At 38.8% G+C, this 13,592-nt stretch carries 7 protein-coding genes; 1 reads left to right on the top strand and 6 read right to left on the bottom strand.

Annotated features, from left to right (window positions below; translation table 11 throughout):
- Window positions 1-3 precede the first annotated feature (3 nt).
- The 5 genes from AC6H0V_RS15760 to AC6H0V_RS15740 all read right to left on the bottom strand — a co-directional run bounded on the left by AC6H0V_RS15760 (window position 4) and on the right by AC6H0V_RS15740 (window position 10,901).
- Entirely contained in the window at window positions 4-1,836 is a 1,833-nt protein-coding gene (locus AC6H0V_RS15760; protein WP_497561156.1) for a class I mannose-6-phosphate isomerase, read from the bottom strand.
- A 147-nt stretch (window positions 1,837-1,983) separates the two neighbouring features.
- The gene (locus tag AC6H0V_RS15755; protein WP_497561155.1) at window positions 1,984-4,899 is read right to left on the bottom strand and encodes a glycoside hydrolase family 38 C-terminal domain-containing protein; all 2,916 of its coding nucleotides are present in this window, start codon (window positions 4,897-4,899) and stop codon (window positions 1,984-1,986) included.
- Between the two features lie 135 nt (window positions 4,900-5,034).
- Window positions 5,035-5,751, bottom strand: a complete 717-nt coding sequence (locus AC6H0V_RS15750) for a hypothetical protein (RefSeq protein ID WP_497561154.1) — start codon at window positions 5,749-5,751, stop codon at window positions 5,035-5,037.
- Between the two features lie 10 nt (window positions 5,752-5,761).
- On the bottom strand, window positions 5,762-7,711 hold the full coding sequence (locus AC6H0V_RS15745; RefSeq protein ID WP_497561153.1) for a RagB/SusD family nutrient uptake outer membrane protein: 1,950 nt from the start codon (window positions 7,709-7,711) through the stop codon (window positions 5,762-5,764).
- 10 nt (window positions 7,712-7,721) lie between these two features.
- Window positions 7,722-10,901, bottom strand: a complete 3,180-nt coding sequence (locus tag AC6H0V_RS15740) for a SusC/RagA family TonB-linked outer membrane protein (protein ID WP_497561152.1) — start codon at window positions 10,899-10,901, stop codon at window positions 7,722-7,724.
- Between the two features lie 300 nt (window positions 10,902-11,201).
- On the opposite strand from AC6H0V_RS15740, the gene AC6H0V_RS15735 reads away from it, so the two are divergent.
- On the top strand, window positions 11,202-11,930 hold the full coding sequence (locus AC6H0V_RS15735) for a GntR family transcriptional regulator (RefSeq protein ID WP_497561151.1): 729 nt from the start codon (window positions 11,202-11,204) through the stop codon (window positions 11,928-11,930).
- Window positions 11,931-11,972: 42 nt separating this feature from the next.
- Here the strand turns inward: AC6H0V_RS15735 and AC6H0V_RS15730 are convergent, their stop codons facing one another.
- Window positions 11,973-13,526 (bottom strand): sulfatase family protein, encoded by a 1,554-nt coding sequence (locus tag AC6H0V_RS15730; RefSeq protein WP_497561150.1) that lies wholly within the window; start codon window positions 13,524-13,526, stop codon window positions 11,973-11,975.
- Window positions 13,527-13,592: the final 66 nt, after the last annotated feature.

Genomic DNA, 13,592 nt, shown 5'->3' with positions numbered 1-13,592 from the left:
TTTTTATTTATTTTTTGGCAGGCTTACATTATCTTTCACAAAAGCTTTTACAACTTTGGCCCTTCCTTTGCCGGTATTAACGATGGTATAACTTTTGGCAGCGGCGGGAATCACAAAGGTTTCTGCATAGTGGAAGTTTAGGGTAGTGCCATCAGCGGTTTGTACCGTTATGGTGGTTCCCTCTACCAACATTAGTATATGGCAGACATTATTTGTTTCTATAGCTACCTGAAAATCAAATTCTATACGGTGTATATCATAAAAATGTTCCTTGTGCGTGGGCAGATGAAACAGTTCATAATAAGCTCCTTTTTCTATTAAGGTGGGCTTCGAGATCAGTTCATTTTTTACTTTTTCTCCTTTTCTATCAAAGTTAAGGTTTTTAAATGCGTGATCAATGTTAATGGGCCTAGGATGTCCATCTAGTCCTAAACGCATCCAATCGTACATCTTAAAAGTAAAAATATAGGGGGTTGCACTAATTTCGAGCACTAGATTGTTTGCCCCAGCACTATGTACTGTACCATTAGGGATTAAAAATAGATCGTGCTTTTTAGCGGTGTGCGACTGCACATATTTTGTAATGTCTATTTCTTTACTAAATTCTTGACTATCCTCTAGTTCTTTTTCGAAACTATTGGGATTAATATCTTCTTGGAAGCCTAAAAATACTTCTGCATCATCTTTACAATCGAGGATATAATAGGTCTCATCCTGGGTAATGTTTTCGCCAAATTCTTTTCTGATGTAATCTAAGGTAGGATGGCATTGGATTGATAGATTGCCACCATCAAAGGTATCCAGAAAATCAAAACGTATGGGAAATTCTGTGCCAAAAATTTCGGCATGTTTGCCCAGTATGGCCTTATTTTCCCTGTACATTAAAAAATCAAATGGGACTTCCAACAGGTTGCCGTCGCTTTCGAAAAGAACACCGTTCTCTGGAACGATGAGTTCAAACGACCAAGCATAATTTACTTCCTGTTTGTTTAATCCTTCAATACGTTCTTGCATCCAGTGTCCGCCCCATGCGCCTGCTTCAAACCATGGGCGTACGCGAAATACCGATTGGCTTAATTCTTTTAATCCTTTTTGCAGATCTCGATTAAAAATCCAGTTGATAGAGTCCTTCCATTGCGCGTCGGCAACAATGGTGATCGTGTTCAAAATTTGTTGCTTGTGTGTATTTAGTACTACCCAATCCACAAAAAAGGAGCGCTTATATGTTTCTGTCGGACTTTCCTTTTTATCCGTTCCAAAATTGGTTACGGCACCCGCCCGAAAGCGATACTGCAGTTCGTTTTTTGGCAGTTCCAGGTAAATTATTGGCGCATCCCAGTTTAATAGGGCAGCGCCGATACCAATAGCGATATTTACATCACATTGTGGATCTAGTTCTAGACTATCGAACTGATCGATATGGAAAAAATCAGTAATGTTTAAGGTGCATTTTGTGCCCCAAACACTTTTAGGTTCGCCCAAAAAAGGCTCAACCATTTTTTGGATTTCGGTATTTCCTTTAAGTTTATCGGCAATATTAATCCATTTTACGGAAACATTCTTTTTTAGAAGTTCTTGATGAAGTGAATGTTGAACAGCTTCCCAAAAGACACCGATATAACCATCTATTACTACATTTTTTTGTTCAATGATCCAATTTGCAAGAGATTCGTAACCACTGTTGATTTTTCCACTTCCTAATCCATGATAAGGATATATATCGTAACCGGGATCTATCTTAGTTCTGTTGTTAATATTTTGGGGTAAAATAGTTTCTGAACTTGATCTCCAATTGCTGATCACCGACTCGCCATTCTCTATTATTTTAGCTTTCACTTCCATATAAACGTCGTTTCTCTTGATTTAAAACAAATGTATGTATGTATATACATATTTCCTAATATTTTCTTTGTGCTTCTATTTTCGCCGTTAATCTGAGGTTCGGCCTTATTTAAAAATCTTGGTTTCATATCATACGAAATATTAAAATTCTATTCTAAAACTATAAGTGCTATAAGGAAGCATGTTTATCACATCGTTTTGCTTAGTTATTATTTCTTCATTTGGCTGGCAACTGTACATTGCTTTTGGCGTTTGGGCAAGCCAATGAAAGCTAAGTTTTTCAGCATCACTCGATATAGATCTAAGGTTTACAATAATTGCCTTATTATCTTCGCTCTTTTTTATAGTAGAAACCATAATTTTCTGATTGTTCAAGCTAAATAGTGGTTTTTTGATCGGGTTACGGTCTGTTTCAACTAGAATCAAGGGCCGATGTTTCGACATCCCAAATTGGTTGGCAATAGCCGGGTCATATCCCCCTTTATGGGGAAGAATAAAATAGTTTATCGCAATTATTCCTGACTGTTCAAGCGGAAAATTAGTATCCCAATGGTTATTAACCGGCCAAGAAACAAGTGTTTGCGTTGGATTTAGCTTTTTAATCCACTCTCCAGCTAAGCGGGCACCATCAAGAATTGTTCCTGTAATATCACCAAACTCAACAATAGGCGCTTGGATCGACGTCCATGTTATGCCATAATCTTCATTAGAAATATCAATCCACCGTTGAAAGCTGAACCAATTTTTGTTAGAGTAAGGAATCTGATCCATCTCTGGTGTCATTACGCCAAAGGGGATGTCAATTTTTATAGTTCCCTTCGGCACATTAAACGGAAAACTATAATGGATTCCTTCTTTTGTACGCGTGGCGATTTTATCAAGGGTATTAATAAGTTCCAGATAGGGCTGGTTTTTGGTGATTTTAACTTCTTGTTGAAGCCATTTACAACCCTTGGCTTGGGAATTTACCACTATTGATGCGATGAGAGGGCCATTTTCTTTTACTTTGATTGAAATAGCTGTAGCTTTCGATAATCCGCCAATCGAAATGCTTCCGTTTTTTACCCCTTCTAGGTAATTATAACCATTAAATCCAAAAGTAGATTTTTGGTCTACAATTTCGCGTTTGGAAAGAAGATCGATAAAACTTGTAATATTTCCATTCTTTGCATCGAGAGTAACCGAGATGAGTTGATTGTTCAGCGTATTTTCACTGTACATAGTAGAGCCAGCCTTTGCCTTTCCTGGCAAGATCTTAAAAAATCGAGAGCCAAGAGCAGGAATTTCCTTTGCTTCGAATGCCAATTCGCCCGTGGTTAATCTCTGACTAATTACAGGGTTGTTTTGCTCGTCTACCATCCTGTCGCCCTTTACACTTTGCTCTGGCGTAAGGATTACAATACCGTCTCTGGGCCAAGAAAGAGTATTGATTACCGCAAAGCTATTGGTTCCTTTCTTTTGTATGGGCTGCAACGCTAAATGTAAGATCGAATCTGCTTGTTGTAGGGTACCTGTAAAATAAGCAGCTTTATTTGCTTCTACCTTTTTGGCCAAAGGAGCATTGGGATCTTGATAGCCCCAAGTATGTTCGGCAGATAGTAAAGCCATCTCCCACGCTGAATTAAATTGTTGGATAGGGGCTATTGCATGTATATTAAGCATAGGCCAAAGTGTTTCGGCCTGTACAAGATCTTCTTTGCCTTTTCTTCCTTTGGCAACGCTCTTTGCATCAGAACCTAAACCTTGTGTCCAAAATTCCGAAAGATCTCCTCGATAGGTAGGGATAATTTCTTTAAACTTCTCTTCGTACGCTGCCAAGATTTCTTTAGTTCCGGCAATGATCAATTTAGGATAGGCATATTTTTGATTCCATAATTTTACAGCCTCTGGCAGATCTGCATCAATCAGACAATTATCGGCCATAGACCAGGTCATAGCGAATATATCATAAGGAGAGTTTCTTCTTTCTAATTGTGCTGTTTCTTCAAAGATGAAGGGATCAATAAAATTTGCGGATGGGTTATCAGTAGTTAATCGGTCATATTCTGGCGTAAGCGCTTGTATTTTTCCTAAGCCATATATTCGGCCTTTGGCTTTAAATCCATAACCATAAGATGTAGCTTGCAAATAAAATAGTTTACTTTTTCCATCTTGGCCTTGCCAGTAAAAAGGTTTGTTTTCCCAGCGGTGACGAAGGTCGAAGTAATTTGGAAAGCTAAAAAATCCTTCGATACCATTTGCAACAGCAGCTTGGACCATCCCCCATGTAGCGCCAGGATTATCCATTTGTACCATTGTATTTATAGGAACACCCGTTAAATCTTCGATTGCCCTGCTGTCTTTAAACATCCTAAGCAATTCTTCATCAGAACAGGTACTGGTATTTATATTTGCATAGGCAGCATCAATTTGCAGCCACCCTTTTTTTACTGCGTTTATAAGTGTTGCTTTTTGTTTAGCGTCGGCTTTTTTAAGGTATTGGCTTACAACCCAAGTTGCTTCTGGGTTCCAAACGAATTTGGCCCCACTCGGATAATCCTTCGTTTGATTAGCAATATCGATACCCACATCTATATTTCTGATATGGAGTTTTTCTACGGTATCCTGCAAATTAGTGTAGCCAATATCAACATGAGAGTGAGGATAGATGTAAACCGTCCACTGTTTTTTGGCGGGAATAGCGATTGTTTCCGTTATTGTATTGTTACCACTAGTTAATGTAAGTGCAGCTTTTGTTGCTTTGATACCTGTATTTGGTGGTAAAAGGACAGCTAGCGAATCAATTGGTTGAGTGGGAACAACAACGTACTCACTCCTTTCCCCTTCGCAAGAAATGGAAACCAATAAACTGTCTTTTCGTTTATGAGCACCAAAATAAAGCATCACTTCTCGTCCTGGTTTCCCGTTTTTATGGTATTTGTACCATGGTTTAACCTCATACCCTATGGTTTGCTGATCAATAGAAATTCGTTTGCCGTAAACTGCATAAACAAAATTCACTATCACGATAGAAAGTGCAAGTGCGCAGCAGAGCTTAAGCAATGGATTAAATTTCATCAATAACACTAAATAAGTAGGAAGTTTTTGGCAATACTTAGTTATTCCCAAGAATGAATTGGATCGATACAAATAGATAATGGGGCTTTTGGGTTGCCCCACTATCATTTGTAATTAACCTGTATGAAGTTTTATCTAGTTTGGTACCGTAACTACTTTAATCGAGCTGTAATTATAAAGCCTTGAACCAATTCTTGCGCCTACCCTTAAGTAGATATCTCTACCTTTTGGCACTACCGGGCTAGTTACCGTATTGGTTGTATTTAATGGTCTATCTGCAGCTGCAGGTCTGGTAAACAAGGTAAAGTTTGAATTTCCTAGATACTGGGTATTATTAAGGTACAATACACAATCTCCCACGGCATCCTGAAAACCTGCATTAGCGGTACCCCTTACAAGCGTATATTTTGCAGTAATTGTTCCATTTGAATTTAATGTAGGTTCTCCTACCCACTCTATATTAAGAAAGGGTTCAACAGAGAAATTAACTTCAGTAATACCTCCTTTAACTTCCACGGTTTTAGCAGCCGGTGGAACAAAAGCACCTATTGGCAACACGCTGTAGGTTGCGGCAAAGAGTTTGGTATTGATATAACTTCCATCTTGATGGGTACCTAAGAATTGAGCTGGGGCAGCGGTACTGTAACTGACTTCATTTAATTGAATCCTTGTTCCAGCAGTTAATGCATTATCTGTTGTAGTTACTTCTGATTGTACTCCTTTGCCAGTTGCCACGTCTACAACGACCCCTTTTACAGTTTGATCTGGAGCATCATAATTATCGAACTTGGAGCACGAACTTGCAGTTAATATGGCAAGGCATAATGCGGTATAATATGTTATTCTTTTCATAATATTAAAATTACCATCCTGGATTTTGTACAAGGTTTAAACTTTTAGCGATTGCGGCTGTAGGGATCTGAAAATAATACCATCTTACTTGATAAGTATATTGAACAGCACGTTCTTCAAATCTTACATCCATAATATATTTACTTTGGTCTTGTAACATGATCGGCAATAAAGCTTTATAGATGGTGTTGTTTTGCTCTAAGTTAGCCACACGCCATCTTTTTAAATCCCATTGGATTTTATTTTCAAATGCCAATTCTCTTCTACGTTCCATACGGATATCGTTAATGCCGCTGATTGCGCCAAATAAGGAAGCTCCAGCACGATCTCTAATCGAGTTTACAGCAGTTAAAGCATCAGTTGCATAATTTCCACCTTGTCCTAATAAGAACAGTTCATATGCTGCTTCAGCTTTATTTAACACCACTTCTCCATAACGGAACTCCATAAACCATTGGTCTGAGCGACCTGGGATAGTTTCTGATATTGGTTTTTCTGGACTTAAATATTTTCTAAGATAAAATCCTGTGTAAGTACCACCAGTAGCATTCGCAGTGATATTGGTAAATACACCACTTAATCCCGATCTCGAAAGTTTAGTTCCGTTAGATAAGGTGAGGAAAGTGGTAGGGTCATTATTTAATAACACCGTAGCTGATCCTAAAACTGAAGACGGATATGCTGTAGTCGTATTTGCTGGAGTTAATTTACTTAACCCTCCTATAGAACTTCCATTAAAAATTCCTCTACGCACTTCTATCGGTGTACCTTTAAACTGATCGCCAGGTAAAATTACAGTTGCTCTTAACCTTGGTTCTACATTGGCAAAAATTTCCATGGTAGTATTGTATGTCAAGTATTTGCCGCCTGCATCCATGGTCATGATTGTTCCATCAGGATTTTTAGGGAATCCTTCAAACATTTCTACAAAATTTAAAGTAGGTAAGGTTTCTGATGAATAGTTGCCCTGAGGTCCTTCCAATTGCTTAGGAACGTTTAATGCATCCCACATGTGTGTTAAATCGGGATATTTAAACTGTCTTACAAAGATTGCTTCTTTGTTAGTAGTTGAGCTATTATCCGAGAATAAACTGATATAGTTCTGGAATTGCGCTTCTCTATCTCCGGCAACCCATTTGTTTTTATACAGAGAAAATTTACCGTTTAATAAGTTTGCGGCATCATAAGCAGCTTTGAAATAAATAACCGCTTTGGCTGATGGAATACCGCACAAACGAACGCCACCTGTAGTAAGATCGATAGTATTGTATTTTGCAATGGTACCAGCAAATAACATTGCTCTTGATTTTAGGGCAGCTGCTGCGTATTTATTCGCTCTACCGGGTACGTTTGATTCAGGCAATCCCGCAAACGCTTCATCACAATCTTTACCAATGAAATCCCAAACCGCTTCTTCACTAGCGCGAGGAATTTTTAGTTCTTCTATTTCTGAAGCAAGCTCTGAAATTGTTTCTCCTGGCTTAGCTAAAAGTTTGTCAACAATTGGCACACCACCATAACGTTTAACTAGTGAATAATAGGTAAACGCCCGAATAAACTTCGCTTCGCCTAACCAATTTGCAACTAAATCAGGCTTATAGCTACTTGCATAGCTAGGTAATGTAGCTAAAAAGTAATTACAATCACGGATTAGCGTATAAGCTGCACTCCAATAATTAAATGTTTCTGAAGCGTTACCCATATCTCTACTCACTGCTTCTCCGGTAACCGCATGTGGCGAACCAATCGGCGCGCTTTGGTTAAAGCCTAAAGTTTGAAGATACCTAAAATCTTCAATTGGAGTATTGATATAAATCCTTGCCATATAGGCGTTTATACCCGCTTCAGTACCGAATATATCTGGATCCTGTACAATGTTTACAGGTGGAACATCCAGTTTCTGGCATGCTGTGAAGGAAATCATCAGCACTGCTAAAAATGCATATAGTGTCTTTTTCATAAGTTTCTAATTATAATTTGAGGTTAAGACCAAAAGTGAATTTTTTATCCAGTGGGTAGGTATAACCAAATTCGTTACGTCCTTCTGATGTGCCTGGCGGGTGCTCTGGGTCTAGAGATAATATGTCTGTAATGGTAAGTATGTTATAACCATTGGCATAAAACCTTAGTCCTTTGATTCCTACTCTGCTAAACCATTTTTTAGGTAAACTATATCCTAATTCGATCGTTTTAATCCTAAAATATTTTGCATTTTGAGCATTAGCTAACGTATTTGTAAATGGTACTGTACCAGTATAAGAATACGTCCCTGAAACCCAAGCTGTATTTGGATCATATGGGTCTGCATTTGGATCAACTGGATGATATCTATCTAAAAATTGTCTCAAGGCATTACCTCCAGCCCATAGTGGTTGGTTTAATTGCTCAAAATATGAAGCATACACATTTCCAGCTCCACTAATGGTGGTATTGAAATCCCAGTTTTGATAACTTGCAGCAAGTGTAAGACCATAAGTTAACGTAGGGTAGCCTGATGTAGCAATTGGATGCGAATCTTGTGAACTGATTACACCATCGCCATTCCAGTCTTCATATCTAGGGTCCCCAACAACGGTACTTCTATTTACATAGATCGCACTATTTTTAATGGCTCCATAGTTTTCAAACTGTCCTGTGCTTCCATAACCCCAATATAAGTTATTCCAACGATTGGCTGTAAAATTGCTATTTTCCCAGTTTAGGTACGAATTACCGGCACGTGCTTGTACACGTGTAGTATTCATAGTCCTGGTAATACTCATTGTACCTTTTACGGTATAGAAGAACTTTCCTAATTGGTTACGATGATTAACCTCAAGATCGACACCCCTTGTTAAGTCGCCATTTAAGTTTTCTTGAGGGAAACCAACACCAACCACATCAGGAAGGGTGGTAGCCTGAGAAGCTAACAAACCTGTACGGTTACGTCTGAAATAATCAACTGTAAAACCGAATAGACCGTTCCACATCTCAGCATCAACACCAATATCCAGTTGTTTTGAGGTATACCAAGTGATAGCCGGGTTAGCTAAGCCTTTACTAGCTGCACCAGTTACGAATGTTCCATTAAATACGGCACCACCACTTGGGTAGTTATAACCTGTAATAAACTGGTAAGCTGAAGACACATCATCACCTTGTTTACCGTAAGATGCACGAACCTTAAAGTTATTTACAAATTTAAGTGGAGAATTTTTCCAAAACGGCTCTTCTGATAAACGGTAACCAACCGAGCCATAAGGGAAGAAACCCCATTGCTCATCTACGGCAAATTTTGAAGTTCCATCAGCTCTAAACCCACCTTCTAATAAATATTTTCCTTTATAGTCATAGGTAAATTTACCCACATAAGAAGCTGTCTGGTTATTGAATAAACTTGCTTGTGCAGTAGACATGAAACCAAGCTGATTTTCAGTTGAACCAGCCAATAACTGATCTAATGGAATAGCTACGTTTCTTGCCGCAAAGAAGTTGTCGCCTTTCAGCGTATTTCTTTCATAAAGGAAAAGCCCACTTACATTATGTGAACCAAAAGACCTGTTGAAGTTTGCTGAAGCTTGGAATAAAATTGATGGGTATTCATAAAATTCTCTTCTCAAAGTTCCTAAACCTCCAGAGGTTTGTGGGGCTGGAGTATAAATATCAGCTGTTGCATTATACGAATATAAATTATAGGCTTTCGTATAATATTTGTTGGTAGCAATCTGATAATCATAACTAAACAATCCCTTTAAGCTTAAACCTTTCAAAAACGGCGCATCATAGTTTAAACTTGTACTCGATTGGAACCATTTGTTTTGAATGTTACGGTAGCCGCTGATATCTGCATTCGAATGCGCAATACCATTTAATCCACTTGGAACATTATAAAGGTAAGCAGGGTTATTATTGGCATAAAACGGCTGAACTGGGGCTTGATACCACGTACTTCTGATGATCCAGTACGTATCCTCTTTCAATTGATTTTTTTGATCAACTATTCCGGTTAATGCAACATCAAATGTTAAATTCTTGTTCAGTTTGGTAGTAAGGTTTGCCCTCAAGTTATACCGGTTATAGTTCAAATCGCCCGATTTGAAAAAACCTTCTTGGTCTTGAACACCTAAGCTGGCAAAATAATTAGTGGTTTCACTACCGCCTGAAGCGCTGATATCATGTTGAGATTGAGGCGCCGTATATCTTAATACTTCTGAATTCCAATCTGACGCCACTTTTGTGCCATTGGCATAAGCTGCAAAATCTGCTGGCGTATAAAGGATAGAACCTTTCACAAAGTTACCTGTATTGTGTACCTGTAACTCGTTTACTAAAGTCATGTATTCGAAAATATCAACCGATTTTGGCATATAAGAGGGTTTTTGAAGTGAGTAAGAACCATTATAATTTAATTCTACACTTCCTTTTTTACCTTTTTTGGTGGTAATCAGAACCACGCCATTTGCCGAACGCACTCCATAGATTGCTGCAGAGGCATCTTTCAGTACAGTAATACTTTCTATATCTTCTGCACTTAAACGAGAAAAATTGTTCCTCACTACCCCGTCAACTACAACTAACGGTGCACCCATACCCCTTACATCAAAGTAAGTATTCATAGCACCAGGCTCACTACTGGCCTGTACCACACGTACACCGGCAATCTTACCGGTTAACATATTCTGTACGTTTTCGTTTTTGGTGGTTACAATTTCTTTGCTGGTTACACTGGATACCGCACCTGTTAAAGTGGCTTTCTTTTGTTGACCATAACCCACTACTACTACTTGATCAAGATCGGAAGTGGTAGAATTTAAAGTTACTTGAATGTTGTTCTGCGACCCCACAGTTACTTCTTTAGTTGCATAACCGATCATTGAAAATACCAATGTTTCGCCCACTTTGGTTGAGATGGAGAACTTACCCATACCATCAGTTCCAGTTTTATTATTGGTTCCTTTAACGGTTATGCTTACCCCTGGAAGAGTAATTCCGGTCTCATCTGAAACAGTACCATTTAAGCTTACCGAAGTTTGTGCAGCTACTGAAAGTGAAATGAGCAGTCCGCAGAACAAGGCGAGGCCTGGTTTTAAAAATGGTTTCTCGCCTAGTTGGTTCCAGAAAGATTTTATCTTCTGCCCAGGCAAATAACGATGTTGTAAAAAATTGTTCATAAAAATGTTGCTAACGGTTTGTTGATTATATGAATTTTTAGATTGACAAATAGGTTGTCATAAACACGATTCATGCGTTTATATGCCGAAGTGTCTAAGGATAATCTTCAACAAAGCGGATGTTGTAAAAGAATCTGCCGCCTTTGGTTGGATGGTGGACTACTCGTTTCATAGTGAGTTTAATAAGGTTTATACAATGGTTATGTACAAACATATAAACATTTAAATTAAAAACAAATTTTTTTATAATTTCGGTTGAACATATCTATATTAGTAACAGTTGCTTAACATTCCTATTACATGAAGTTCTCTATAGACCATAAAAGTCATATCCCTCTACACATACAAGCAGAAGAATTATTGCGCAATCTGATCAGGGATCCGCAGTATGCCACCAAGTTTTTGCCAAATGAAGTTGATATGGCAAAACAACTGGCCATTTCTAGGACAACGCTCAGGCAGGCACTAAACAAGCTGGTTTACGAAGGGCTATTGATCAGAAAAAAAGGCATTGGAACTAGGGTTGCAGAGGTGTCTGTAAGTTCTAAATCGAACAATTGGCTCAGCTTTTCTCAAGAAATGCAGGCTAGAGGTATTCCGATAAAAAACTTCGAGCTTCATATTAGTTGGGTCCAGCCCGACGATAAGCTCGCCCACTTTTTCGATATAAGTACCGACAAAAAGGTGCTTAAATTAGAGCGTTTGAGGGGGCGTACCGAGGGTGCTTTTGTTTATTTTATCTCTTACTTCCATCCCCGGGTGGGCCTAACCGGCGAAGAGGATTTTAAACGTCCTCTTTACGAAATACTAGAAAAAGACCATTCGGTAATTGCAAACCTATCAAAAGAAGAAATCAGTGCTAAAGGAGCTGATAAATTCATAAGCGCTAAGTTAGAGGTAGAACCTGGAAGTCCGATTCTCTTTAGAAAGAGGTTCGTTTATGACCAAGGCGATAGACCGATCGAATACAATTTAGGCTATTACAGGGCTGATAGCTTTATTTATACGGTTGAGAGCAGAAGGGATTAGGTGGAGTTCTCAGCTTTCAGTTGACGCTTAACGCCTAACGCTTTACTTTATCTTCATCCCCTCCACATCCTTGTACTTTACCTGTAAAGCTGTTAATCTTTTTTTTAGCAGGGCGATGGTAGGTTGATACTTGGGCTCCTCATACAAATTGTGCATTTCTTTAGGATCTTTCTTCAGATCATAAAGCTCCCACGAGTTTACTGGATCATAGAAATGGATGAGCTTATATCGGGTAGTTTTAATGCCATAATGCCTGGTTAAACCAAAAGATTTCTCGTAATAATGATAATAGACTTCATCCCTCCATGATTTATCCTTACCATTAACCAAGAGCTTCTTCATAGAACTGCCTTGCATATCCCCGGGTATCTCAATATTAGAAAGATCCAATAACGTGGGTGCAATATCTAAATTAAGCACGTAGGCACTTGTTTTTTGATTGCCTTTAAATCCTGCTGGGTAGCGGATCATCATAGGTGTGCGGAAGGATTCGGTATACATAAACCGCTTATCGTACAACCCATGCTCTCCTAAATAAAATCCTTGATCAGAAAGGTAGATCACAATGGTGTTTTCAGCCAGATGATGATCGTCAAGATAATCTAAAACCCTCCCAATATTATCATCCAATGATTTTACTACCCTAAGGTAATCTTCCATGTAACGCTGGAACTGAAACCTTACGATTTCATCCTTGGTTTTTAACGTTTTAAAAATATCATATTCCTTTTGGTAAGCTAAGTCCCAAACCTTTCGTTCCTTAGGTGTTAACCGCTCCAGTTCTCGCTGATACTCTGCGGGGGCCCAACTATTTACCGGGTTGATTGGGCAAGTATCACAGGGGATTTTACTGTCGTAGCGGATATCCAAATGGTCTTTCATCGTAACCTGCTGTATTTGCAAAGCCTTCCGCCCTGCGTAATCATCATAAAAGTTACTGGGAAGGGTAAAAGTCCTATCATTAAACTTATCCAGGTATTTTAATGGTGGCATCACATTACGGTGAGGGGCCTTGTGGTGGATCATCAAGAAAAAAGGAGTATCGCTAGTACTTTGACCCATCCAATCAAGCGCCATATCGGTAATCACATCCGTTACGTATCCCGTATAGGCCGTATCTTTTCCGTTCCTTATAAATTTGGGATTGTAATAGTTCCCTTGGTCTGGCAATACATTCCAATAATCAAATCCCGTTGGAGTACTAAATAGATGCCATTTGCCTACAATCGCTGTGCGATATCCATTGGCCTTATAGATTTTGGGGAGGGTTTGCTGTGCTCCATTAAAATAGGTGCCATTATCTTTCATCCCGTTCATATGTGAATATTTCCCAGTAAGCAAAACGGCTCTACTTGGACTACACACAGAATTGGTAACCGCAGCTTCCTTCATCAACATCCCTTCCCGAGCAATCCGATCAATATTCGGGGTTTGAATCAATTTTGATCCGTACGCGCTTACGGCTTGATAAGCATGATCATCTGCAACAATTACGATTACATTTGGCTTTTTGACCTGCGCTTTTGTCCCCAGGCTTAACAATACCAGAATTAAGCAGCCTAATCCAAGTTTCTGCAAAAAATTTTGATTGTTCATAGCTCCTTTTTTTGATTATATCACCTCAAATCTATGATAATATGTGTGTACATGCAAATCAGCGTT

Source organism: Pedobacter sp. NO84 (assembly GCF_059703915.1).
This window is presented reverse-complemented; position numbering and strand designations above follow the sequence as displayed.

Excerpts from the sequence above, each read along its gene's own strand:
- AC6H0V_RS15755 (WP_497561155.1), bottom strand. The coding sequence starts at position 4,899 with ATGAAATTTAATCCATTGCTTAAGCTCTGCTGCGCACTTGCACTTTCT.
- AC6H0V_RS15750 (WP_497561154.1), bottom strand. The coding sequence starts at position 5,751 with ATGAAAAGAATAACATATTATACCGCATTATGCCTTGCCATATTAACT.
- AC6H0V_RS15745 (WP_497561153.1), bottom strand. The coding sequence starts at position 7,711 with ATGAAAAAGACACTATATGCATTTTTAGCAGTGCTGATGATTTCCTTC.
- AC6H0V_RS15740 (WP_497561152.1), bottom strand. The coding sequence starts at position 10,901 with ATGAACAATTTTTTACAACATCGTTATTTGCCTGGGCAGAAGATAAAA.
- AC6H0V_RS15735 (WP_497561151.1), top strand. The coding sequence starts at position 11,202 with ATGAAGTTCTCTATAGACCATAAAAGTCATATCCCTCTACACATACAA.
- AC6H0V_RS15730 (WP_497561150.1), bottom strand. The coding sequence starts at position 13,526 with ATGAACAATCAAAATTTTTTGCAGAAACTTGGATTAGGCTGCTTAATT.